General features: G+C 61.5%; 23 protein-coding genes and 1 pseudogene. 10 read left to right on the top strand and 14 right to left on the bottom strand.

Annotated elements, in window-relative coordinates; translation table 11 throughout:
• Positions 1–10: 10 nt before the first annotated feature.
• The 3 genes from gltS to AC1DPR_RS00480 all read right to left on the bottom strand — a co-directional run bounded on the left by gltS (position 11) and on the right by AC1DPR_RS00480 (position 2,768).
• On the bottom strand, positions 11–1,216 hold the full coding sequence (gene gltS / locus AC1DPR_RS00490; RefSeq protein ID WP_477815589.1) for a sodium/glutamate symporter: 1,206 nt from the start codon (positions 1,214–1,216) through the stop codon (positions 11–13).
• A 276-nt stretch (positions 1,217–1,492) separates the two neighbouring features.
• A complete protein-coding gene (locus AC1DPR_RS00485; protein WP_477815588.1) occupies positions 1,493–2,152 on the bottom strand; it encodes a dihydrofolate reductase family protein in 660 nt (219 codons plus the stop codon).
• Between the two features lie 178 nt (positions 2,153–2,330).
• Positions 2,331–2,768, bottom strand: coding sequence for a VOC family protein (locus AC1DPR_RS00480; protein ID WP_169680190.1), 438 nt, complete (start codon positions 2,766–2,768; stop codon positions 2,331–2,333).
• Between the two features lie 634 nt (positions 2,769–3,402).
• Here AC1DPR_RS00480 and AC1DPR_RS00475 point away from each other — a divergent pair.
• The 7 genes and pseudogenes from AC1DPR_RS00475 to AC1DPR_RS00445 all read left to right on the top strand — a co-directional run bounded on the left by AC1DPR_RS00475 (position 3,403) and on the right by AC1DPR_RS00445 (position 10,518).
• Entirely contained in the window at positions 3,403–3,753 is a 351-nt protein-coding gene (locus AC1DPR_RS00475) for a hypothetical protein (RefSeq protein ID WP_477815587.1), read from the top strand.
• Between the two features lie 278 nt (positions 3,754–4,031).
• The gene (locus AC1DPR_RS00470) at positions 4,032–4,415 is read left to right on the top strand and encodes a VOC family protein (RefSeq protein ID WP_477815586.1); all 384 of its coding nucleotides are present in this window, start codon (positions 4,032–4,034) and stop codon (positions 4,413–4,415) included.
• A gap of 158 nt (positions 4,416–4,573) precedes the next feature.
• Positions 4,574–7,486 (top strand): excinuclease ABC subunit UvrB, encoded by a 2,913-nt coding sequence (gene uvrB, locus AC1DPR_RS00465; RefSeq protein WP_169680188.1) that lies wholly within the window; start codon positions 4,574–4,576, stop codon positions 7,484–7,486.
• A 221-nt stretch (positions 7,487–7,707) separates the two neighbouring features.
• Positions 7,708–7,992: pseudogene (locus tag AC1DPR_RS00460) on the top strand (GIY-YIG nuclease family protein).
• A 1,061-nt stretch (positions 7,993–9,053) separates the two neighbouring features.
• On the top strand, positions 9,054–9,524 hold the full coding sequence (locus AC1DPR_RS00455; protein WP_026371460.1) for a hypothetical protein: 471 nt from the start codon (positions 9,054–9,056) through the stop codon (positions 9,522–9,524).
• A 145-nt stretch (positions 9,525–9,669) separates the two neighbouring features.
• Positions 9,670–9,873, top strand: a complete 204-nt coding sequence (locus tag AC1DPR_RS00450; protein ID WP_018116365.1) for a hypothetical protein — start codon at positions 9,670–9,672, stop codon at positions 9,871–9,873.
• A gap of 432 nt (positions 9,874–10,305) precedes the next feature.
• Positions 10,306–10,518: a cold-shock protein gene (locus tag AC1DPR_RS00445; RefSeq protein ID WP_007533154.1), complete on the top strand. Its 213-nt coding sequence runs from the start codon at positions 10,306–10,308 to the stop codon at positions 10,516–10,518.
• Positions 10,519–10,598: 80 nt separating this feature from the next.
• On the opposite strand, the gene dusA is transcribed toward AC1DPR_RS00445, so the two are convergent.
• Positions 10,599–11,597, bottom strand: coding sequence for a tRNA dihydrouridine(20/20a) synthase DusA (gene dusA, locus AC1DPR_RS00440; RefSeq protein ID WP_026371459.1), 999 nt, complete (start codon positions 11,595–11,597; stop codon positions 10,599–10,601).
• A 193-nt stretch (positions 11,598–11,790) separates the two neighbouring features.
• Here dusA and AC1DPR_RS00435 point away from each other — a divergent pair, with 193 nt between their 5' ends.
• Together AC1DPR_RS00435 and AC1DPR_RS00430 are read left to right on the top strand one after the other, a co-directional pair.
• Positions 11,791–12,486 carry a fumarylacetoacetate hydrolase family protein gene (locus AC1DPR_RS00435; protein ID WP_018854752.1) on the top strand — a complete coding sequence of 232 codons (696 nt, stop codon included), beginning with the start codon at positions 11,791–11,793 and terminating at the stop codon, positions 12,484–12,486.
• Positions 12,487–12,497: 11 nt separating this feature from the next.
• Complete coding sequence (locus AC1DPR_RS00430; RefSeq protein WP_018854751.1) at positions 12,498–13,025, top strand: gamma carbonic anhydrase family protein; 528 nt, start codon at positions 12,498–12,500, stop codon at positions 13,023–13,025.
• Positions 13,026–13,177: 152 nt separating this feature from the next.
• Here AC1DPR_RS00430 and AC1DPR_RS00425 read toward each other — a convergent pair whose 3' ends face one another.
• The 5 genes from AC1DPR_RS00425 to AC1DPR_RS00405 form a co-directional block, all read right to left on the bottom strand.
• A complete protein-coding gene (locus AC1DPR_RS00425; protein ID WP_018854749.1) occupies positions 13,178–13,381 on the bottom strand; it encodes a hypothetical protein in 204 nt (67 codons plus the stop codon).
• A gap of 47 nt (positions 13,382–13,428) precedes the next feature.
• Positions 13,429–13,626 (bottom strand): hypothetical protein, encoded by a 198-nt coding sequence (locus AC1DPR_RS00420; RefSeq protein ID WP_018854748.1) that lies wholly within the window; start codon positions 13,624–13,626, stop codon positions 13,429–13,431.
• Between the two features lie 261 nt (positions 13,627–13,887).
• Entirely contained in the window at positions 13,888–14,286 is a 399-nt protein-coding gene (locus AC1DPR_RS00415; RefSeq protein ID WP_016554263.1) for a Fur family transcriptional regulator, read from the bottom strand.
• The gene (gene znuB, locus AC1DPR_RS00410; RefSeq protein WP_018854746.1) at positions 14,283–15,098 is read right to left on the bottom strand and encodes a zinc ABC transporter permease subunit ZnuB; all 816 of its coding nucleotides are present in this window, start codon (positions 15,096–15,098) and stop codon (positions 14,283–14,285) included. Before znuB ends, AC1DPR_RS00415 begins: the two co-directional genes overlap by 4 nt.
• The gene (locus AC1DPR_RS00405) at positions 15,091–16,011 is read right to left on the bottom strand and encodes an ATP-binding cassette domain-containing protein (protein ID WP_113471022.1); all 921 of its coding nucleotides are present in this window, start codon (positions 16,009–16,011) and stop codon (positions 15,091–15,093) included. The genes znuB and AC1DPR_RS00405 overlap by 8 nt, the downstream gene beginning before the upstream one ends.
• Positions 16,012–16,112: 101 nt before the next feature.
• Between AC1DPR_RS00405 and AC1DPR_RS00400 the strand changes: the two genes are divergently transcribed.
• Complete coding sequence (locus AC1DPR_RS00400) at positions 16,113–17,099, top strand: zinc ABC transporter substrate-binding protein (RefSeq protein ID WP_018854744.1); 987 nt, start codon at positions 16,113–16,115, stop codon at positions 17,097–17,099.
• A 141-nt stretch (positions 17,100–17,240) separates the two neighbouring features.
• Here the strand turns inward: AC1DPR_RS00400 and AC1DPR_RS00395 are convergent, their stop codons facing one another.
• The 5 genes from AC1DPR_RS00395 to AC1DPR_RS00375 form a co-directional block, all read right to left on the bottom strand.
• Positions 17,241–17,552 (bottom strand): RcnB family protein, encoded by a 312-nt coding sequence (locus AC1DPR_RS00395; RefSeq protein WP_477815585.1) that lies wholly within the window; start codon positions 17,550–17,552, stop codon positions 17,241–17,243.
• Between the two features lie 164 nt (positions 17,553–17,716).
• A complete protein-coding gene (locus tag AC1DPR_RS00390; RefSeq protein WP_018854742.1) occupies positions 17,717–19,330 on the bottom strand; it encodes a glycoside hydrolase family 43 protein in 1,614 nt (537 codons plus the stop codon).
• Between the two features lie 95 nt (positions 19,331–19,425).
• Positions 19,426–20,457: an L-glyceraldehyde 3-phosphate reductase gene (mgrA, locus tag AC1DPR_RS00385; protein WP_062371138.1), complete on the bottom strand. Its 1,032-nt coding sequence runs from the start codon at positions 20,455–20,457 to the stop codon at positions 19,426–19,428.
• A gap of 67 nt (positions 20,458–20,524) precedes the next feature.
• On the bottom strand, positions 20,525–21,658 hold the full coding sequence (locus AC1DPR_RS00380) for a Gfo/Idh/MocA family protein (RefSeq protein WP_018854740.1): 1,134 nt from the start codon (positions 21,656–21,658) through the stop codon (positions 20,525–20,527).
• An 8-nt stretch (positions 21,659–21,666) separates the two neighbouring features.
• Positions 21,667–22,428, bottom strand: coding sequence for a sugar phosphate isomerase/epimerase family protein (locus tag AC1DPR_RS00375; protein WP_026371458.1), 762 nt, complete (start codon positions 22,426–22,428; stop codon positions 21,667–21,669).
• Positions 22,429–22,444: the final 16 nt, after the last annotated feature.

Below are 22,444 nucleotides of genomic sequence, written 5' to 3'. Positions count from 1 at the left end.
TCGTCAGTCCCTATTGGACAAGATAGCCAAGGACTGCCGCGTTTATCAGGTCGATGAAGAAGGCGGAAACGAGCGGCAGAATGATGAACGCCATGCTGGAGGCACCGTGAATCTTGGTGACCGCTGTCATATTGGCGATAGCCGTCGGTGTGGCGCCTAGCGCGATACCGCCAAAGCCGGCGGAAATCACTGCAGCGTCGTAGTTCCGCCCCATCGCCGGGAACACGACGAAAAGGATGTAGATGACGGTCACGCACGTCTGCGCCCCGAGCACCAGGATGAGCGAGAGCCCTAGGCCGCTCAAGGCCCAGAGCTGCATGCTCATCAGCGACATCGAGAGAAACACGTTCAACGAAAGATCGGATATCAGCGACAGCGCACGGCTCCGCGTCGGCCATGGCAGGCGTGGAGCCGCCAACGGGACGACATTGGTCATCACGATGGCCACCAGAAGGCAAACGACGAAAAGCGGGAGCTTGAAGCCGGTCTCCTCGATCACCTCCTCCAAGGCATATCCTGTCAGGATCGCGATGTTGGTGACGAACAATGTCCTCAACAGGCTGACCGCGCTGACCTCATCGTCATGTTCACGCGCCGACTTATGCGACACCCCGATCGTCAACTCTTCGTTCGCCGCTCCGCTCAGGTGGTATCGGGCGATCAGTCGCTGTGCGATCGGCCCGCCGATAAGGCTGGCGATGACAAGGCCAAGCGTTGCGCTGGCAATGCCGACTTCCATGGCGTTGGTGACCCCGAAGCGGCTCGAAACGATTGGAGCCCAAGCGATCGTTGTGCCGTGTCCGCCAATGAGCGAAATCGAGCCGAGCAGAATGTCGATGCCCCTGGGCAGGCCGAGCGCCGCGCTTGTTCCAATGGCCGTCAGATTCTGGATGATCAGGAAGGCGACCGTTATGACCAGAAGGATCAGAAAAGGCCTGCCGCCGGCGGCAAGATCGGTGAGCCGGGCGTTGAGACCGATACCTGTGAAGAAATAGAGAAGCAGCAGATCGCGTGCCTGAAGCGCGAAGCTGATCTCGATGTCGAACAGCGTGTATGCGAGGAGCGTCACCACCGCCGCAAGCATCCCGCCTGTCACCGCCTCCGGAATGCTCCACCGTGTCAGAATGGGGAAAAGATGGTTCAGAGTTGCCCCAACAAAGAACACCAGAATTGCAATCGTGAAAGACAGTAGCCCCGGAACCTGAATTGCCGCCACGCGCCACCCTTCCCCAAGATTCGCCACGTCTGCCGCGGCGACGGTTTGCTGCCGGAAATCTGGCACACGACGCGGGATTGAGCCAGAAAAATACGCGCGATACTGGCAGGGAAAACGGCCGCGGCATCCCAACCTCAGGGACTTCTGCCGCGACGCCGCATTTTGGAATCCTTGAACCTTCATGCTCACCTTTGAAAAGGGCGTGCATGGAAGACGAAGAGCGATGCATTGCCGCCGCTCCTCGCCCAGCCTATGCCGCACCACCCGGCTATTGCCTCAGGTCAGGTTCTTGCGTCGCTCGAGCTCGGCCGTAGTCGGCTGCTCGAATTCGAACGAGCCGGTGACGACGTCGCCGTCACGAACATACTTGTTCGCAGTAACGCCGGAGCCCGAAACCCGCGAGCTGACGAGCTTCAGTTTGCCCGGAAAGGCGCCGTCACCGAACAGCTTCTTGCCCTTGCCGAGCACGACGGGAAAGAATGAAATATTCAGCTCGTCGACCAGGTCGTTCTTGAAAAGCGTCTGCAGGAAGTCGGTTGACCCTTGTGTCAACAGGTGCGGTCCATCGCCGCCTTTCAACGCCTTGAGCGCGCCGACCACATCGGCACCGAGCACCTGGCTGTTCTGCCAGCTGGCCACAAAGTCCGGGTTGCGGGTCGCGACATATTTGGTGACCCGATCGAAAAGTGGACCGATCGGGTCGTCGGCCGCGACATAGGGCCAGTGCGCGGCGAAGATGTCGTAGGTCTTGCGGCCGAGCAAAAGATCGAAAGGATTGGCGAACATCTCACCCACGGTCTCGCCCATCGCCTCGTCGAAATAGGGAGCGGCCCAGCCGCCATACCTGAAGTCGCCGATCGGGTCCTCGTCCGGACCGCCCGGCGCCTGCATGATGCCGTCGAGACTGACGAATGCACCAGTGATGATCTTCCTCATGCCTGTTCTCCTTTGTGGCCATTTAGGCTGCTGACGGCGGCTTTCTCGAGCGAGCCGGCCGGTATTGACGACTTAATTGCTCTTGGCGAGAACGCGGCCGGCCATGGCGGGATGGATCTCGAACACTGGGCCCGCCTCGGACTCGCTCGCTGACATTAGTCTTGTCTTCGTATTGCGCTCAGCTGAGTTCTTGGGCGAGCCCGATGAGAACCCCTTCAGGCCCCCTGATATAGCAGAGCTGATATATATCTTTGTACCGGACGACTTCGCCCACGAGTTGCGCGCCGCGCCTGCGGAGCCTTTCAAGCGTCTCGTCGATGTCGTCCACGGCGAACATGACGCGGAGGTAGCCTAGGGCGTTGACCGGGGCGTTCCGGTGATCTGCGACGACATCAGGCGCAAGGAAGCGGGAGAGCTCAAGCCGGCTGTGTCCATCGGGTGTGCGCATCATGGCAATCTCGACACGCTGATGGGCCAGTCCAGTGACACGTCCGGCCCATTCTCCCTCGATCGTGGCCCGCCCTTCGAGCTCGAGGCCGAGCTCGCGAAAGAATTCAATCGTCTCTCCGAGGTCTTCGACGACGATTCCCACATTATCCATCCGCTTGAGCGCCATGCTTCCAATCTCCAAGGTGTCGTTCCAATCTACAAGGTGTCGCCTAGTACTGTCCGCGTCAGACGCTTGAATCCGGACGGCCTCAAAACGCCACCCGGCTTTCAAACGTCTCTTACACTCCAAGGACGATCGCCCATGCGACGTGCCGACAACCGTCTGAGATAAAATCGAACCTGTAAGGCGCTATCCTGTCGGGCGTCGTCGACTGGGCGAAGTGACCTGAAGCCGATGACGAGGCGTCCTGCAATCACTCTCGTTCCATCCGCACCTCAACAGCAAACGCCGCCAGTTGATGCACGCGGATACAACCGGAGCGTTTACCACAAAGCGAACGCCCCAATTTTCGGTACGGAAATTTCCGCCAAGCCTCTAGTTATAAATAGTTATCGCGACAAAAGGTAATTCGTGAAATACATATACAGGTTGCAATCGCGCAACCAAGATAAGTAAGCATAAATAGATCGATACCGGCAAAACGCCCGTCAGCTGTCTGGCGGCGATGATACCGCTTGCGAAAGAACGATAGCCTGGGACCTCAGACATATTGAAGACAACAGTAGATCAATCGTCGGTCTGAACAGTTACCGTCATGCGCATTGACATCCTAGGCCGACAAGCCCTGTGGAGAGAAGCCATGCCTTTTGATCTTACCCAGCCGCTCTCGTGGGAGAACGCGGCAGGAGACGCAGCGGTGATGCTCGACGAGCTCCAACCGAACATCGTCAAGGCGCACACCCGCGAATTCCTGACCGTCCTGTTCCTGAAATTCACCGACCCGGCCGGCGGCCGGGCCCTGTTGGTGCCCGCAGGCGCCGGCAGCCCCGGTCTCAACCTGGTGATCGGCCAGAGCCCCGATATCGATTGTCCGGCGCAATGGGGCGACTCGACGATGACCACCACGACCGCACCGCCGCAGGCAGTGACCATGAAGGGCGGCGAATACTTCTTCACGCCGTCGCTGGCCTTCTTTCGCAGCCTCCCCTAGCCGGTCGGTTCCCGTTTACGCATCGAACACTCCTCACCCCTGTGCCCGTGGCAGGGGTGAGCCGCAAGAGCGAGACCGAGTGCGTGTTCGCACCCGACGTCCCAGGCGCCCAAGCTTTTCAGCCACTATACAGCCCGCATGCAAATGAGGCGCACATCATCTGCCGCGACGGGCTTCCCTTTTCTCCGGGCCGCGACACTTTTCCTGGTGAGACAATTGGCGGTTACGCGTGACGGCGACCGGCGCCACCGTTGGCCGCCCAACATCGGGAGGAGGACATGGCGGAAACCACAGTCAATGTCCGCTACATGGTCGATGATGTCGAGGCAGCCATCGCCTGGTACACGACGCATCTCGGCTTTTCCGTTCTGACGAATTACGCTCCCGCCTTCGCGGATGTGCGGCGTGGAGCGCTGCGGCTGCTGCTCAGCGGACCGACCAGTTCCGCGGGACGGCCGATGCCGGACGGCGAACTGCCCCGCCCCGGCGGTTGGAACCGCATCCATCTGATCGTCGACGATCTGTCGGCGGAAGTGGCGCGCCTGCGCGGCGCCGGCGTCCAGTTCCGCAACGAGATCGTCACCGGACCGGGCGGGTCGCAGATCCTGCTGATTGATCCCTCCGGAAATTCCGTTGAGCTCTTTCAGTCGGCACGCGGATGACGCCGACCTGATATCCGCAAGCAGCCGTAACGACGATGATCAGGACCGGGTGTCTTCAACGCCGCCTGGACGCGGCACCCCCGCCACGTCACGCGTCGCTCCCCCATCAGTACTCTTTGCCCCTTCACTTTCGCGGTGACTCTCGCCATATTCCGCCCATGGCCAAAACTCCGAAGAAATCCGCCGCCCCTGTTGGCTTCGAGGAAGCTCCGCAGTCGTCCTTCGAGGGCGCTCCCCTGTCCGGTTCCGTTGCCGACTGGGTGAAGCAGCTGGAGGCCGATGCCGAGGCGTCAAGTGTCGAGACGCAACGCCAGATCGCCTCGAAGGCCGGAAAGCACCGCAAGAAGGTCGAAATCGCCGCCTCGAAGTCGGCGCGCGGCACGTCGATGGGCGGCTCGACCGATCCGAAGACCCGTGCGGCCGCCGGCCTCAATCCGGTGGCGGGCATGGACACGACGCTGGAGGAAGCCGCCTCATTGCAGGCCGGCACCGCCGTCACCGCCACTGTCGAGGCTTTGTCGGCGCTGATCGAGAGCGGCAACCCGCTGCACAAGAACGGCAAGATCTGGACGCCGCACCGCCCCGCCCGGCCGGACAAGTCCGAAGGCGGCATCTCGATCCGCATGAACAGCGAATATCAGCCCGCCGGCGACCAGCCGACTGCCATCAAGGACCTCGTCGAGGGCCTCGGCAATGGCGACCGCAGCCAGGTCCTGCTCGGCGTCACCGGCTCCGGCAAGACCTTCACCATGGCCAAGGTGATCGAGGAAACCCAGCGCCCGGCCCTGATCCTGGCGCCGAACAAGACGCTCGCCGCGCAGCTCTATTCCGAGTTCAAGAACTTCTTCCCCGACAACGCGGTCGAGTACTTTGTCTCCTACTACGACTACTACCAGCCGGAAGCCTACGTCCCGCGCTCCGACACCTATATCGAGAAGGAATCCTCGATCAACGAGCAGATCGACCGCATGCGCCACTCGGCGACGCGCTCGCTGCTCGAGCGCGACGACTGCATCATCGTCGCCTCGGTCTCCTGCATCTACGGTATCGGCTCGGTCGAAACCTATACCGCCATGACCTTCCAGATGAACGTCGGCGACCGCCTCGACCAGCGCCAGCTGCTCGCCGACCTCGTCGCCCAGCAATACAAGCGCCGCGACATGGATTTCCAGCGCGGCTCCTTCCGCGTCCGCGGCGACACCATCGAAATCTTCCCGGCCCACCTGGAAGATGCGGCCTGGCGCATCTCCATGTTCGGCGACGAGATCGACGCCATCACCGAGTTCGACCCGCTGACCGGCGCCAAGACCGGCGACCTGAAATCGGTGAAGATCTACGCCAACTCGCACTACGTCACCCCGCGCCCTACGCTGAACGCCGCCATCAAGTCGATCAAGGAGGAGCTGAAGCTCCGTCTCGTCGAACTCGAGAAGGCCGGCCGTCTCTTGGAAGCCCAGCGCCTGGAACAGCGCACCCGCTACGATATCGAAATGCTGGAAGCGACAGGCTCCTGCCAGGGTATCGAGAATTATTCGCGCTACCTCACTGGCCGTGACCCCGGCGACCCGCCGCCGACGCTGTTCGAATACGTCCCCGACAACGCCATCGTCTTCATCGACGAAAGCCACGTCACCATCCCGCAGATCGGCGGAATGTACCGGGGCGACTTCCGCCGCAAGGCGACGCTCGCCGAATACGGCTTCCGCCTGCCCTCCTGCATGGACAACCGTCCCTTGCGCTTCGAGGAATGGGACGCCATGCGCCCCGACACGATCGCCGTCTCGGCCACCCCCGGCGGCTGGGAGATGGACCAGTCAGGCGGCGTCTTCGCCGAGCAGGTCATCCGCCCGACCGGCCTGATCGACCCTCCCGTCGAGGTCCGCTCCGCCCGCAGCCAGGTCGACGACGTGCTCGGCGAAATCCGCGAGACCGCGGCCAAGGGCTACCGCACCCTCTGCACCGTGCTGACCAAGCGCATGGCCGAGGACCTAACCGAATACCTGCACGAACAGGGCGTCCGCGTCCGCTACATGCACAGTGACATCGACACGCTGGAGCGCATCGAGATCATCCGCGACCTCCGCCTCGGCGCCTTCGACGTGCTCGTCGGCATCAACCTCCTGCGCGAAGGCCTCGACATTCCCGAATGCGGCTTCGTCGCCATCCTCGATGCCGACAAGGAAGGCTTCCTGCGCTCCGAGACCTCGCTGATCCAGACGATCGGCCGCGCCGCGCGTAACGTCGACGGCAAGGTCATCCTCTATGCCGACAACATCACCGGCTCGATGCAGCGCGCCATGGACGAGACCGCGCGGCGCCGCGAAAAGCAGGTGGCCTACAACGAGGAACACGGCATCACGCCGGAGAGCGTCAAGGCGAAGATCTCGGACATCCTCGACTCGGTTTACGAACGCGACCACGTCCGCGCCGACATATCGGGCGCCTCGGGCAAGGGCTTTGCCGATGGCGGCAACCTCGTCGGCGGCAACCTGCAGACCCATCTCAACGCGCTGGAAAAGCAGATGCGCGACGCCGCCGCGGACCTCGACTTCGAGAAGGCCGCCCGCCTGCGCGACGAGATCAAGCGCCTCAAGGCCGCCGAACTCGCGGTCATGGACGACCCGATGGCACGCGAGGAAGCCCGCTCGCAGGAAGGCAGCGGCAAGAAGAGCGGCAAGCCGGCCGCAGGCGGCGGCTCGCTCTTCGCCAAGCCCGGCCTCGACGACATGGGCCCCGGCACCGACACCGAAACCCCGCTCTTCCGCAAACCCGATCTCGACGATATGGGCCGCGACGTCGCCGACCCCGCTGGCAAGAGCCTCTTCCGCCGCAACAGCCTCGACGAAATGACCGTCGGCCGCACCGAAAAGCCGGTCGCCGGCCACCTGCCGGACAAGCCCGACGCCGCCAAGGGCACGAAGCGCTTCTCACCGCTGCTGGAAGGCCAGCCGGAGCGCGACGACGTCAGGCCGCTTGTGCGCGGCAAGGCGGGCGTGGGGAGTTATGAGGATCCGGTGGACCAGAAGCGCAAGGGGCGCACGAAGGGCAAGACGGGGCGGCCTGGGCAGTGATCGCCTCGGCCAGACCATTCCCTCTGTCGCGCCACCACCCACACTCCCCGTCATCCCGGACTTGATCGGAGATCCAGCAACCGCGCGTCCGCGCGGTGAATGAATCAGCAAACAACAGCAATCTCCGCGCGATGGACATCGCGCCGCTGGGTGCCGGATCAAGTCCGGCATGACGGCCATCGCTGATTGCATTCTATCTCAGGAACACGCATCATCCGCTCATGAAGGGCTACGTCTACATCCTGACTTCGCAGCGCAACGGCACGCTCTACACGGGCGTGACATCCAACCTGCCGCGCCGCCTCTTCGAGCATCAGACCAACCTCACCCCGGGCTTCACCAGCCGCTACGGCGTCAAGACGCTCGTCTAGGAATACGACCTCGTCACCGATGCGATCGCTCGCGAAAAGACCATCAAGAACTGGCCGCGCAAATGGAAACTCGACCTCATCGAGACAATGAACCCCGACTGGGAGGACATCGCCCATTTCCTGCACGGCCCCTGAACTCGTGCCCACAACACCACCTCATCCGCTCGGCACTCGTCGCCAACTTACCCGTCACCCCGGACCTGATCCGGGGTCCTCACGTGGTAATATTTCTCCAAAGCAGTTCTAATGCAGGCTGTGCAAAACCTGGTTTTATCTCTGGTGGTGTGTTTGACTTTTTCAACCACAAGGATCATGCATGACGGGAACACGGCGACCTGGAAGTGATGGTTCGGCCACATGGTGCGATCGGCAACAAGGTCCCGATCGCACTGATGAATCCGGGAGGCGCAACCAGCCCGCCCCCCTGACACAAGCCGGAAAACTCCAGCCTCCGCTGGTCCAACGTTTGGGAGCGGATCATATTGATGTAATATCTCCAGAATTACTATTTAGTAAGCTGAGCGAGATCAACGTGGATGATATTATAGCCGAGTTCAGCAAGGTCCGTTAGCCGGTCCTATCGGCACACGAGCGGGCCTCCGCAATAGAGGCCCGCATTGAGAAGTGCGGAGATCAGCGCATGTGAGCAAATTTATGCGCATGATTTGATGGGCCTACTTTCTTTCCTTTTACACGTTAGGTGAAATTCTACTCGAAATTCATCCCCACCCCTCCCAACACATGCCATCATCCCTCTCGTCCCGTCACGGATACACCGCAAGGCGTTGCGGCGAGGCGGGACCGGCGCGGGTGTGAGGGTCGGACGCAAAACCTCATGCACCGGGTCCGCAGAAAATGGTCTCCCTCCGGGGACGGCGGCGATCGCGCGAATGCGGCGTCGAGTTGAGCCCCGGACGTGCCTGTGTGGCACACATGGCCCCCAGGAGCAGTGAAGCTTCCTCGGGCAAGGCGGCAGAGGGACCGGAGTTGACGGCATAAACCGCCGAACGGGGCGCTCGACAGCGCCATTTTACACTTTTCAGATGAGGCTCTTTCGAGCACCCCGTCCGAACCCTGTCGCCCGCACGGGCCGGCAAACCGATGCCAGGATCAAACCACGGGCGAAACCAGCCGCGTGAAGGCAATGCCGCGCGCCGCCGCCGGCGCACCGGCGAAGGAGAGACGGAGGCGCAGACATGATGGGATCCGCAGGGAAAACGGACGAAGCGACGATGAGCGAATGGGAACGCCGGATCGGCGACTACGGCACGCTGAGGCTGCGCCTGCGCACCGCCGAGATGCTCGGCCTGCCAGCGAGGGTCTGCGGCGTGCGCAACTGCCGCCGCACGCGATCCTGCGTGCTCGTCTTCACCCACAACAGGCTGCCGCTCTGCTACACCATGCTGACCGAGGACGAGCGGAAGGCGCATGACGAGTTCTTCGATTTCGCCGCCAGCGTCTACGAGGCGGCGCAGTCCGGCCATTTCGGCAATCTCTACCGGCTGCTGATCGACAAGCCGCCCGAGTATCACTATGCGGTGACCAAGATCGTCCGCCACGCCCTGCCGCCCGGCCATCGCGCCCATGGCGGCCTCGACGCGAATGACAGGATCAGGGCCGGCCAAGCGCCCGCCGCGTGGAGCTGGAAAACACGTTTCCGGCGATGACCGCCGGAGCGGTACGGCGGCGCGTGCTCGTGTCGGACGATCTCGCACCGGACTGCAAGGCATCCTCTTCGGCAGCGCCGCCCGTTAAACTTGCTTCAACCCCTGGGTGGCATACCTGCCCCGGCAGCGCATAAGGAGACATTGCATGGCCTTCGTCGGCTTCAGGAACACCCACAACAACACGATCTATATCAACCCCGAGCAGGTCATCTACGTTTCCTCCTTCGAGGAAGACGTCACCATTGTCGCCTATGCCGTCACCGATGCCAGCGGCAAGCCCGTCGTGTCGCATGTGCGCGGCAGCGCCGACATCGTGCAGCACAAGCTCGCCAGCGCGGCTGCCCGCTAGGATTGCGCGCTCGAGGCGGTCACGGCCGAGGGGGCAAAGGCGCGCGGCGGTGCCGTTCCGGCACAGTTTCCGGAAACGGCACAGCAGTGGCTGTGAATGCTTACAATTCGTCAAGCGTCTGAATCTTTGGCGATTCCCGCTCCGGCGATTCTGGTGCCACAATATTGCCGCTTGCCTTTTGCTTCGAATGCTGTCACCAAATGCGGCTCTCGGGCATTTGCATGCCGGTGACTGGACTGATGTGGTAAAGCTTTCCGGCAGGAAGGCAGCGTGGGGGACACCCGCGTACGTAGACGTTCTTTCCCCGTTCGTGAACTACTCGACTGACCCTTCGCGCGCTGAATTTTGATGAGGGAGCGCGAAAGCTAAAGCCGTCCGTTTCCTCTCGCGGGGGATGGATACCAAACAGACTAAGGGAAAAGGACTATCCCAATGGCCACCAAGGGCACCGTAAAATTCTTCAACCAGGACAAGGGTTTTGGTTTCATCACGCCGGAAGGCGGCGCGAAGGACGTTTTCGTCCACATCTCCGCGCTCCAGGCTTCTGGCATCCAGTCGCTGCGCGAAGGCCAGCAGGTCACCTTCGACACCGAGCCGGACCGCATGGGCAAGGGCCCGAAGGCCGTCAACATCTCGGCTAACTAATTCATTCTCTGCTTCGGCAGGAAAGAGAACGGCGCTCCGCAAGGGGCGCCGTTTTTCGTTTGGCCGGTCGTAGCGTCACCCTAGGCGCTGACCGTTTCCCGCGCGCCCTCGAAATCCACCGCCGCAAAGGCGGCTGCGATCACCTCGGGGCCTGCTCCCACCTTGACCGCGTCGGTCGAGAGAATCTGTCGGTAGCGCCGCGCGCCAGGCAGCCCCGTAAACAGCCCGACCATGTGCCGCGCCACCTGCTGCAGCCGCCCGCCGTTGGCGATATGGCGCTCGGCATAAGCCATCATCCGGCCGCGGATATCGCCCCAGTCAGCTTCGTCGGCAACCGCGCCATAGAAGCGATGGTCGACATCGGCAAGAATCGCGGCGTTCTGGTAGGCCGCACGCCCGAGCATGATGCCGTCGACGTGGTTCAAATGATCAGCCGCCTCGTCCAGCGTCTGGATGCCGCCGTTGATGCCGATAAAGACATCGGGCCGCGCCTCTTTCGTGCGGTAGACGATCTCGTAGTCGAGCGGCGGGATTTCCCGATTCTCCTTCGGCGACAGGCCCTTCAGCCAGGCCTTTCGGGCGTGGATCCAGACGGCGTCGGCACCGGCATCGAGCACACGATCGAGAAGATCGGGCAGAGCCGCTTCTGGATCCTGCTCGTCGACACCAATCCGGCACTTCACCGTGACAGGCACGTCGGCCACCGCCTTCATCGCCGCCACGCAGGCAGCCACCGTCTCCGGTGTCAGCATCAGGCAAGCGCCGAAGGTGCCTGACTGCACCCGGTCCGAGGGGCAGCCGACATTGAGATTGATCTCGTCGTAGCCGTAAGGGCCAGCGATCCGAACCGCCTCGGCAAGTTTCGCCGGATCCGACCCACCGAGCTGCAGCGCCACCGGATGCTCCGCTCCGTCGAAGGACAGCAGCCGTTCGCGCGGCCCATGGATGATCGCATCGGCCACCACCATTTCCGTGTAGAGCAGCGCATTGCGGCTGATCTGCCGGTGAAAATAGCGGCAATGGCGATCGGTCCAGTCGATCATCGGCGCAATCGCGAAGATCGGCTGGCCCGACGTCAGGGCCTCGGCGTAGAAATTGGATGTCGTCATGCCGCGCTCATAGCGTAAAGGCAGGCAAAACGCCAGTTTTCCTCACGCAAGGCAGCCATGTCAGGATGCAAGGCGATGATGATGCTGCGTTGTCGAACCACGCGTTCCCCCGCCGTTGCTTTCCGTCTAAGATGTCAGGACTCACGAACAGCAAGAGCGTGCAATGTCCCTTCCCGCCACCGTCATCCCGCTTCCGCATCCCGTCCTGCTTCCCGTCGAAGGCACAGCCGAGGCGTTCCCGGTACGCCGCGTTTACTGCGTCGGGCGTAACTACGCCGACCATGCGATCGAGATGGGCCATGACCCGAGCCGCGAGCCGCCGTTCTTTTTCCAGAAGAACGCCGACAATCTGCTGCCCGCAGGCAAGGACTTCCCCTACCCGCCGCTGTCCAGCGATGTGCATTTCGAGGTCGAGTGTGTGCTGGCGCTAAAAGCCGGCGGCCAGGATATCGCCGCCGACAAGGCGCTCGACTGCATTTATGGCTACGCCGTCGGCATCGATTTCACACGTCGCGATCTACAGGCCGAGGCGAAGAAGCTCGGCCGCCCCTGGGAAGTCGCCAAGGCCTTCGAATATTCAGCACCGGTGTCGCCTATCGTCCCGGCAAGCCAATTTGGGCATCCCTCGGCGGGCCGTATCTGGTTGGAATTGAACGGCAAGCGCGTCCAGGATGGCGACCTCAACCAGATGATCTGGAAGGTGCCTGAGATCATTGCCGAACTCTCGAGACTCTTCATCCTGGCGCCGGGCGATGTCATCATGACCGGTACGCCGGCAGGCGTCGGCGCCGTAAAGAAGGGCGACCGTGTCGATTGCGGCATCGACGGCATTTCCACGCTGTCGATCAACGTGGCCTGAGGGGAGACGTCATGCCTGTCTACGCGCTTGGCGAATTGATGCCGGACCTGCCGCCATCAGGCAACTATTGGATCGCCCCGGATGCCCATGTCATTGGTCAGGTGTTACTTGGCGTCGACGTCGGCGTCTGGTTCGGTGCAGTGCTGCGCGGCGATAACGAGCCGATCACCGTCGGCGCGGCGACGAACATCCAGGAAGGCGCGATGCTGCACACCGATCCGGGATTTCCCGTAACGATCGGCGAAGGCTGCACCATCGGTCATCACGCCATCGTCCACGGCTGCACGATCGGCGACAATTCCCTAATCGGCATGGGTGCCACGGTGCTGAATGGCGCCAAGATCGGCAACAACTGCCTCGTCGGCGCAAATGCGCTGATCACCGAGGGCAAGGAGTTTCCGGATAACTCCTTGATCGTCGGCTCGCCGGCGCGCGTGGTCCGCACCCTGGACGAGGCGGCGATCGCCGGGTTACGCCGCTCAGCCGAAAAATATGTCGGCAACTGGCAACGTTTCGCGCGGGACTTGCGCCCACTCTGAACTGTTAGAACAGCAGACCGACGCCGGTCACGTTCTTGACGGCCATCTTCACGAGATCGAAAACGGCGTTCAGGATCTTCTGCGCGGCGACATAAAGGAGGAATTCGAACTCGGCCACGCGCTGTTGAGATTGAGTTCGAGAAGATGCAGCGTCAGGTCAGCAGACTTGGCGGTGATCGTCTCGCCGCAAGCTGCGCCATGACCTTGGCGGTCTTCTGCGCGATGAAACCCAGCTGGTAGGTCATCTCGTCGCGAATGGCGGTCCATTGGCCCTTTGCCGTCGCGGCAGCGACGGACAGCAGGCCTTCAAGCAGTTCTTCGGCAGATTCCGGTGCGAAATTCGCGTCAACAGACATGGCTGTCCCCCCTATTTCAATGACCCCTCCATCGTTCTGGCTATGCCTCAGGTGTTCTGAACGATCGTAATATTGTCCGTTTCGTTGGCCCGCTGACCCTTGGCCTCGAACTTCGCCCGGGATGCTTCGATCGCCTGCCGGCAGCGTTCGATGTTGTCGGCCACGAGCTGTGCGGCGCGCGCAGATGGTTTGCCCTGGAGATAAGCCGTGCGCCGCCCTGCGATATCGCCCGCGTCCTTCACCATGGCGAGAGCTTCGATGTAATATCGATTTTCGTCAGGCTCGAATGTGCGCCGTCAAGCTTCGTATAGACGGCCTCGTTGTAAACAGGCGCAAAGATGGAACATCCGCTGAGCGGAATTGCCAATATCAGCAAAGATAGATGACATTTCGGCATGTGTGAGTCCCCAGCCCCGCCGAACATCATAAATCAGCTACAAATACAATCAATACTTACATAAACAATAATCAGCAATCATAGAGAGAATTTGGTTGAGCGGTCAGGCCTAAGCGGCACACGCCTCACACAGACCACGGATCTCGATCGTGGTCTTCTCTGCCTTGAACTTCTTGCCGCGCGTCCAGTCCATGAGGCGGTGATCGACCTCGTGGTCGTGGAACTCCATGACATGCCCACAGCTCTCGCAGATCGCGAAGGCGACGATGCCGTGACTGTGGCAGTTCTGGTCCGGATGGGCGCAGGCGACGAAGGCGTTGATGCTTTCCAGCCGGTGCACCACGCCATACTCGAGCAGCTTCTCGAGGGCGCGGTAGACCTGCAGTGGCGCGCGAAAACCATGATCGCGCAGCTTGTCGAGGATCGTATAGGCGCTGAGCGGTCCGTCCGCCTTTTCGAGTACCTCGAAAACGAGAGCCTGGTTCTTGGTCAAAGCAGGTGCGTTCATGAACGTTGTCCTTCCAAGGCCTGCCCGCGCCCGCGCCTCGGCAGCAGGCTCAGAATGAAAAGGATCAGGGCCGCGACGACGATCGAGGGGCCGGAGGGCGTGTCGTAGGTCAGCGAACCGAACAGCCCGCCGACCACGGCGACGGCGCCGATCAGCGAGGCGAAGACCGCCATCACCTCAGGCGTCGAGGCGAAACGGCGCGCTGCGGCCGCCGGGATGATCAGCAGCGAGGTGATAAGCATGATGCCGACGATCTTCATGGCGATTGCGATGACAACAGCCATCAGCAGCATGAAGAACAGCCGCGCCCGCTCCGGCTGCAGTCCCTCGGCCTCGGCAAGCTCGGGGTTGACCGTGGAGGCCAGTAGCGGTCGCCAGAGCCAGGCGATCGCCGCCAAAACGAGAATGCCGCCGCCCCAGATCATGACAATATCCGTCTTCGAGACCGCAAGGATGTCGCCGAACAGGAAAGCGATGAGGTCGATGCGCACCCAGCTCATGAAGGCGACCATGACGAGACCGATCGCCAGCGTCGCGTGCGACAGAATACCGAGCAGCGCATCCGCAGACAGCGCCTGGCGTTTTTGCAGGAACAGCAGGAGGATCGACACGGTAGCCGCGACGAGGAACACGGCAAGCGTCAGGTTGAACTGCAGGAGCAGCGAGAGCGCGACGCCGAGCAGTGCCGAGTGGGCGATCGTATCGCCGAAATAAGCCATACGCCGCCAGATGATGAAACAGCCGAGCGGGCCGGTCGTCAGCGCAAGCCCGACGCCTGCAAGGATCGCGCGGACGAAGAAATCGTCAAACATGGCGCTCTCCTGCGGGCTGTTTGTGATCATGGCTATGATCGTCAGCATGATGATCGTGGCTGTGACCGGCGTGGTTGTGGTGGGCGTGGTCGTGCCCTTCGTGGCCATGATGGTGGCCGTCATCAGGATGGCAGTTATCGGTGACGGAGCCATCGGAATGCAGCACACGGCCATCCGGTAGATGCGTGTGGTCGTGGTGATGGCTGTAGACGGCAAGCGCCTGCGCAGCGCGGCTACCAAAGAGGCGGACATATTCGGCGCTCTGCGTCACCGCCTGCGGTGTGCCGCGGCAGCAGACATGGCCGTTGAGGCAGATGACGGTATCCGTCGCCGCCATGACGACATGCAGGTCGTGCGAAATCAGCAGGATGCCGCAGCCGGTCGAGTTGCGGATCGACTGGATCAGGTCGTAGATCGCGATCTCGCCTGAGAAATCGACGCCCTGAACGGGTTCGTCGAGGACGAGGAGATCAGGCTTGCGCGCAATCGCCCGCGCCATCAAGGCCCGCTGAAACTCGCCGCCCGAGAGATGCTGCACTTCGGCGCCGAGCATATGTGAAAGCCCGACGGCTTCGAGCGCGGCGGTCATGTCGTGTTCGGAGAGCGGTCCGGTCAGCGTCATCAGCCGGCGTACGGTGAGCGGCAGCGTCCAATCGATCGCAAGCTTCTGTGGCACATAACCGACCTTGAGGCCGTCGGCGCGTTCAACCGTACCCTCATCGGGCTTCAGCACGCCGATCGCCGTCTTGACGGTGGTCGATTTGCCCGAGCCATTGGGGCCGATCAGCGTCACGATCTCGCCGCGCGAGACCGAGAAATCCACGCCCCGGACGAGCCAGCGGCCGCTTCTTTGGACGCCGACGTTGGAAAGCGAGACCAATGGCTTCGCTTCGGAATTTGCGGGAGAGAACATCATTTTTCCGAATGTGCTGTTGCGACTTGCTATCGCACACGTTATAGCATAACGCAATCGATGTAATAACATTACAACTGCAATTCAAGCGGAGTACACCGATGAAATTCGCGACGGCCCTTACCCTCGCAATTCCCGCCATCTTCTTTGCCGAGGCGGGCAGAACGGCGGATGCGCCTGTCGTGGTGACCTCGATCAAGCCGGTTCACTCGCTCGTATCGGCGATCATGCAGGGCGTCGGCACACCCGAACTGATCGTCGATGGCGCCGCCTCGCCCCACACCTACAATATGAAGCCGTCAAACGCGCGCGCGCTGCAAAACGCCAAGGTGGTGTTCTGGGTCGGTCCCGGTCTTGAAACGTTTCTGGAGAAGCCGCTGGAGGCGATCGGGTCTGATGCCGTCGTCGCCGAGCTCGACAAGGCGCCCGGCCTGACCAAGCTCAAGTTCCGTGAGGGCGGCGCCTTCGAACCGCACGACCACAGCGACCATGACGGTGAAGATCATCATGACGGCGATGGACACGATCATGCCCGTGCCGACACCGATCAGGGCCACGATCACGGGACTTTCGACACCCATCTCTGGCTCGATCCGCAGAATGCCAGGGCGATGGCCTCCGAGATCACCACCACCCTCGTCGCAGCCGACCCCGCCAATGCCCTCACCTACCAGGCCAACGCCAAGACGCTGGACGACAGCCTCGACGCGCTGGACAAGGAAATCGCCGGCATCGTGTCACCGGTGAAGGACAAGCCGTTCATCGTCTTCCACGATGCCTACCAGTATTTCGAGAACCGCTATCATGTACGGGTCGCGGGCTCGATCACCGTCAGCCCCGAAACGATCCCCGGCGCGGAACGCATTGCAGAGATCCACAAGAAGGTCGGCGAACTTGGCGCCACCTGCGTCTTCGCCGAACCGCAGTTCCAGCCGCGATTGGTCGATGTGGTCATCGAGGGGACCAAGGCGAAGGCCGGTGTCCTCGATCCGGAGGCCGCCACGCTCGATGCCGGCGCGGACCTCTATCCCAACCTCATGCTCGGCATTGCCAACAGCATGAAGGCCTGCCTCGCGCGAGAAAGCTGAGATTGCAGGGGCGGGTGCGGAACCCCCGCCCTTCACTAGTTCTGGCCACGCGCACAGCGTCCTACGGAAGCCTGTAATTGGCGTCTGATTGAATCAGAAGGGCGGCATTAAAGCCCCCTTTTCACATGGTGACGTCAGCGTTTAGCGAATGACGATGTTCGCGATCACACCGTTGACCGAGCCGATGAGCAGGAAGTCGTTGTCGACCTGCACCCAGCGATAGCCGCGTGGCGGAGCCGACAGGCGGTAGCGATGATAGTCGCGCACGTCACGCATATGGCGGCGCTCGGTAGGCGTCATGCGATGGCCGCGGCTCCACTTGTACTTCGTGACGTGAACGTCGCGCTCCACGACGACCGGCCGGCGGTGATCCTGGGCGCTCGCTTCGGTCGTTGCCAGCAGCGGAGAAGCGAGCACAGCAGTAGCGAGAAGGACGGTGGTGACCTTTTTCATTGGGAGGTTCCTCGTGTTGAACACGCCCAGAACCTAGGTCCAAAATGATGAACCGAAACTGAAAGTTTGATTAAACTTACGTAATGAAAACACGTGTTTAAAAGCATCTATTAAATTAGCAAATGCGACATCGCCCGCAATTTCAGGCGATGTCGCTGGTTCGATCATAGTTCCTCGTAATTGAACCAATCGAAATCCGCGGTCTTTGCGCGACCCGACGTATCGAAGGCGAAAACGCCGGCGAATGCACCGGTGAACGAGCCGTGCTCGCCACGTCCGCCCTCGTCGGAGACCACACCGGCATCCAGCACAGGCCCGATCGGCTGCCAGGCCCCCTTGCCTTCCGTCTGCCAGAAGAACTGCAGGTCATTGTCGCGGATTTCCATGGAAAGCTGAACGCGCCCTTCGGCAGGCACCGCAACGCCGCTGCCGACCGGGAAGTCGAGACGGCTGTGGGGATAGTCGCCATTGCAGGAGAGAATGGTGACGCACCGTCCCAGCTTCTCGTGGAGGGTCACGGCGACCGCGTGGAACTTGTGCCTGTTATAGTAATGCGTCAGGCCGGCAACCTGCTGGTAGGTGTGGGGATCAAACTCCACGACCGTCTCCGCCCTGAAGCTGTGGTGCTCCTGACGACGGGCGACAAGAGACTGTTCGAACCACGAACCGATGCTTTCGCGCCCGATCAGCCTCAGATGTCCTGCCCGATCGGTAAGGTTGAAAATGCGCTCCGGCTGTGGCGTGCGAAGCCACTGGAAATCATCAGGCAGCTTTCCACCGTCGAAGCTGTATTCGCTGCGCACAGGCTTCTCGACCGGCACAGCGCCGGCCAGTCCCGGCACGGTGACATCGGGAACAACAGTGCCGTTCTCGAGGTAAAGCCACCCGTCCTCCTTCCAGACACACTTCTGCAGGCTGGTCTCGCGACCGAGCGTGCAGCGGCGCTTTGGCGGCATCGGACGACCGCAGAGGTGCGTGTGATAGGCCTGTCCGTCGGGCGTTTCGACATACTGGCCGTGCCCTGCTCGCTGGAGAATGGCTTCAGGATGATCCTTTGACGTGATGAGGTGCTTGTTCGGATGCATCTCATAGGGACCGTCGATCGTGCGCGAACGAGCCATGGTGACGGCATGGTCGTAGCCAGTGCCGCCCTCGGCGGTCGTCAGGTAATAGTAGCCGTTCCGCTTGAAGAGATGCGGTCCCTCGACGAGGCCCAGCGAACTGCCGGCGAATATGTTCTTGATCGGGCCCTTCAGCGACCTGGTCGCCGCATCCCATTCCTGCAGCAGAATGCCATCGAAGGCCGGCGACTTCGGCGCACCGCCGAAGCTCTCGGTGCGATGATTCCACTGCATGTTCATGAACCACTTGCGGCCGTCCTCATCATGGAACAGGGACGGGTCGAAGCCCGAAGAGTTCACGTAGACCGGCTCAGACCATTCGCCCTCAATGGTTGGCGAAGTCACGATGTAGTTATGCGCATCCTTGAAGTTGCCGTCGAAGCGCTTGACGTCGGTATAGACCAGCCAGAACAGCCCGTCGGCATAAGAAAGGCAGGGGGCCCAGACGCCGCAGCTGTCGGGATTGCCGCGCATGTCGAGTTGCGACTTGCGCTCGAGAGGACGCCGAACCATCGTCCAGTTCACAAGATCGCGCGAATGATGGATCTGGACGCCGGGATACCATTCGAACGTCGAGGTGGCGATATAGTAGTCGTCTCCAACGCGGCAAATGGATGGATCGGGGTTGAAGCCCGGCAGGATCGGGTTGCGGATCATGGTGAAGTCTCCTCCCTGAAATACTCGCGGCTTGCCGCACGTACATCAAAAAATGATAGGAGAAACGCCCGGCGCACTGGACCGGGCGCTTCGGTTTATTCGCGTTCCGCGGACTTTGCCCAGAGATTGATGTCGGCCTCGCGGGCATAGACATCGATCTCCTTGAGCTCAGCGGCGGTAAATTCGAGATTGTCGAGCGCCTTGACGCAATCGACGATCTGCGACGAACGGCTCGCGCCGATCAGCGCCGACGTCACCCGGTCGCCACGCAGAACCCAGGCAATCGCCATCTGCGCCAGCGTCTGGCCACGACGCTCCGCGATCTCATTGAGCTTGCGGATGTTGTCGATGATCTGAGGACGAATGAAGTCCTTCTTGAGGAAGTGGTTCTGGGCAGCACGGCTATCCTGCGGGATGCCGCCGAGATACTTGGTCGTCAGCATACCCTGCGCCAGCGGCGAGAACACGATCGACCCCATGCCGGCCTCGTCAAGCGTATCCAGCAGCTTGTCGTCCTCGACCCAGCGGTTGAGCATCGAATAACTCGGCTGATGGATCAGGCACGGCGTCCCGAGATCCTTCAGGATAGCGGCAGCCTCCCGGGTGCGCTGCGAATTGTAGGACGAGATGCCGACATAGAGCGCCCGGCCGGAGCGGACGATATGATCGAGCGCGCCGCAGGTTTCCTCGAGCGGGGTATCCGGATCGAAACGATGCGAATAGAAGATATCGACGTAGTCGAGACCCATGCGCTTCAAGCTCTGGTCACACGACGCGATCAGATACTTGCGGCTGCCCCATTCGCCGTAGGGACCCGGCCACATGTCGTAGCCGGCCTTGGACGAGATGATCAACTCGTCGCGCAGGCCTGAAAATTCAGTGCGCAGGATTTCACCGAAGGCGGTTTCGGCGCTGCCAGGAGGCGGGCCGTAGTTGTTGGCGAGGTCGAAATGGGTGATACCGAGATCGAAGGCCGTGCGGCACATGTCGATCTTGCGGTCATGCGGCGTGTCGCCGCCGAAATTGTGCCAGAGGCCGAGCGATACCGCAGGCAGCTTCAGGCCGGAACGGCCTGTGCGGTTATACTTCATCTTTGAATAGCGGTCGGAAGCCGGTTGCCAGCTCATAATTCTGATCCTTTAAGCGAAAAAGCGCGGGCTTGTCGCCCGCGCCGGACCATAGTCCTTTGGTCGCTTACTTCAAGAGCGCCTGCGCTTCTTCGATGCCGAGTGCGGCCGGCTGCGTGCAGGTCGTCGTCAGCTCGATGAAACGGCCTTCCTCGCCCGACTTCAGGATTGAAGTCATGACGTCGACGCCGTGGAGCGTGCGATCGAGCGAGCAACGCGCATCGCGCCCCTCGATGATCGCCATCGCCATGTCGGCGAGACCCGCCGTGCGGTAGTTGGCGCGCGGTCCCTGCGGGCTCTCCTGGTTGAAGATACCGAAGGGATGTTCCCAGCCTTCGACCGGCTTGATGTCCTTGTCCTTGCCGCTGGCCTCGACGACGCCGCCGAAGAAGTTCGGATCCGGCACGTAAAGCGAGCCTTCGGTGCCATAGAGCTCCATGTTGGCGTGGCGATGAGACCAGACATCCCAGCTCGCCGTCAGCGTGACAGTCGCGCCGCTGACAAATTCGAGGATCGCCTGGATCGTCGTCGGCGTCTTGACCGGGATGGTCTCGCCATGACGCGGCTGGCTGGTGATGGTGCGGGTCTCGGACGCCATGGAGGTCATCGCGCCGACGCGCTTCACCGGACCGATCAGGTTGATCAGGTTGGCGATGTAGTATGGACCGAGATCGAGGATCGGGCCGCCGCCGGGCAGGAAGAAGAAGTCCGGGTTCGGATGCCACATCTCCATGCCCGGGCTCATGACGTAGCACGCGCCCGAGGTGACGCGGCCGATGCCACCGTCGTCGATAAACTTGCGGGCAAGCTGGTGCGCGCCGCCGAGGAAGGTATCCGGCGCGCAGCCGACGGAGAGGTTCTTCTCCTTGGCAATGCGGCGCAACTCTTCACCCTGCTCGAGGGTGAGAACCAGCGGCTTTTCCGAATAGACGTGCTTGCCGGATTCAAGGATCGCCTTGGAAACCGGGAAGTGAGCATCCGGGATCGTCAGGTTGACGACGACGTCGATCTCGTCATTGGCGAGAAGCTCATCGATCGTCTGCGCCTTTACGCCGTATTCCTCGGCGCGGGCCTGGGCAGCCTGCACGTTGATATCGGCGCAGGCCAGGACCTTCAGACCCTTGAAAAGCGGAGAGAGTGAGAAGTAGGTGGTGGAGATGTTGCCGCATCCGATGATGCCGACGCCAAGTTCCTTGGTCATGATATGCCTCAATAAGTCTTGAAGGATGCGATCGAGCGCGTGATCAGGCGGTCGACATCGGCCGGGTTGTCATGCTCGACGACGTAGTGCTTGGTCTTGGTGCTCTTGAGTGCAGCGATGAGCTTGGCCCACTGCAGAGTGCCGTGGCCAACATCTGCCCAACCATCCTCGTTCTTGTTCTCGCCAGCCGGCGCAATGTCCTTGACGTGAGCCGAGGTGATGCGCGATCCGAGCTTTTCGATCCAAGCGAACGGGTCAGCACCACCGCGAACGACCCAGGCGATATCCGCTTCCCAGGAAATGTCAGGAGCGCCTTCAAAGATGCGTTCGATCGGCAGTGAGCCATCGGCGAGCTTCACGAATTCGAAGTCGTGGTTGTGCCAGCCGAACTCATAGCCGGCATCCTTGTAGGGCTTTGCCATCTCATGCAGCCGCTTGCCGAAGGCCAGCCAGCCGGCACCATCGGTCGGGCGCTGCTCGGCGGCGAGATGCGGCGCATAGATCGAGTCCATGCCGAGGACCTTTGCAATGTTCAGCGACTTCTGGACTTCGCCGTCGAGGAAATCGGGGCTGAAATGGCCACTGGCCATGACAAGACCGTTCTTGTCGAGTTCGGCACGCAGGCTGTTCAGGCCGGCATCATCGAGGTCGGCATAGATGCCGCCGAAACCTTCGACTTCCTGATAGCCGGCCTTGCCGAGCTTTTCAAAGATCGCCGAATAGGGCTGGAAGTTACGGGCGCTGTAAAGCTGGAAACTCAGTTTCGTCATCATTCCTCCTCGGGCC

Source organism: Rhizobium sp. 01T417, assembly GCF_056398905.1.
The sequence above is the reverse complement of the archived record's forward strand: the minus strand, read 5'-3'. Positions and strand labels throughout refer to the sequence as shown.

Excerpts from the sequence above, each read along its gene's own strand:
- AC1DPR_RS00485 (WP_477815588.1), bottom strand. The coding sequence starts at position 2,152 with ATGAGGAAGATCATCACTGGTGCATTCGTCAGTCTCGACGGCATCATG.
- AC1DPR_RS00480 (WP_169680190.1), bottom strand. The coding sequence starts at position 2,768 with ATGGCGCTCAAGCGGATGGATAATGTGGGAATCGTCGTCGAAGACCTC.
- AC1DPR_RS00475 (WP_477815587.1), top strand. The coding sequence starts at position 3,403 with ATGCCTTTTGATCTTACCCAGCCGCTCTCGTGGGAGAACGCGGCAGGA.
- AC1DPR_RS00470 (WP_477815586.1), top strand. The coding sequence starts at position 4,032 with ATGGCGGAAACCACAGTCAATGTCCGCTACATGGTCGATGATGTCGAG.
- uvrB (WP_169680188.1), top strand. The coding sequence starts at position 4,574 with ATGGCCAAAACTCCGAAGAAATCCGCCGCCCCTGTTGGCTTCGAGGAA.
- AC1DPR_RS00455 (WP_026371460.1), top strand. The coding sequence starts at position 9,054 with ATGATGGGATCCGCAGGGAAAACGGACGAAGCGACGATGAGCGAATGG.
- AC1DPR_RS00450 (WP_018116365.1), top strand. The coding sequence starts at position 9,670 with ATGGCCTTCGTCGGCTTCAGGAACACCCACAACAACACGATCTATATC.
- AC1DPR_RS00445 (WP_007533154.1), top strand. The coding sequence starts at position 10,306 with ATGGCCACCAAGGGCACCGTAAAATTCTTCAACCAGGACAAGGGTTTT.
- AC1DPR_RS00435 (WP_018854752.1), top strand. The coding sequence starts at position 11,791 with ATGTCCCTTCCCGCCACCGTCATCCCGCTTCCGCATCCCGTCCTGCTT.
- AC1DPR_RS00430 (WP_018854751.1), top strand. The coding sequence starts at position 12,498 with ATGCCTGTCTACGCGCTTGGCGAATTGATGCCGGACCTGCCGCCATCA.
- AC1DPR_RS00425 (WP_018854749.1), bottom strand. The coding sequence starts at position 13,381 with ATGTCTGTTGACGCGAATTTCGCACCGGAATCTGCCGAAGAACTGCTT.
- AC1DPR_RS00420 (WP_018854748.1), bottom strand. The coding sequence starts at position 13,626 with ATGGTGAAGGACGCGGGCGATATCGCAGGGCGGCGCACGGCTTATCTC.
- AC1DPR_RS00415 (WP_016554263.1), bottom strand. The coding sequence starts at position 14,286 with ATGAACGCACCTGCTTTGACCAAGAACCAGGCTCTCGTTTTCGAGGTA.
- znuB (WP_018854746.1), bottom strand. The coding sequence starts at position 15,098 with ATGTTTGACGATTTCTTCGTCCGCGCGATCCTTGCAGGCGTCGGGCTT.
- AC1DPR_RS00405 (WP_113471022.1), bottom strand. The coding sequence starts at position 16,011 with ATGTTCTCTCCCGCAAATTCCGAAGCGAAGCCATTGGTCTCGCTTTCC.
- AC1DPR_RS00400 (WP_018854744.1), top strand. The coding sequence starts at position 16,113 with ATGAAATTCGCGACGGCCCTTACCCTCGCAATTCCCGCCATCTTCTTT.
- AC1DPR_RS00395 (WP_477815585.1), bottom strand. The coding sequence starts at position 17,552 with ATGAAAAAGGTCACCACCGTCCTTCTCGCTACTGCTGTGCTCGCTTCT.
- AC1DPR_RS00390 (WP_018854742.1), bottom strand. The coding sequence starts at position 19,330 with ATGATCCGCAACCCGATCCTGCCGGGCTTCAACCCCGATCCATCCATT.
- mgrA (WP_062371138.1), bottom strand. The coding sequence starts at position 20,457 with ATGAGCTGGCAACCGGCTTCCGACCGCTATTCAAAGATGAAGTATAAC.
- AC1DPR_RS00380 (WP_018854740.1), bottom strand. The coding sequence starts at position 21,658 with ATGACCAAGGAACTTGGCGTCGGCATCATCGGATGCGGCAACATCTCC.
- AC1DPR_RS00375 (WP_026371458.1), bottom strand. The coding sequence starts at position 22,428 with ATGACGAAACTGAGTTTCCAGCTTTACAGCGCCCGTAACTTCCAGCCC.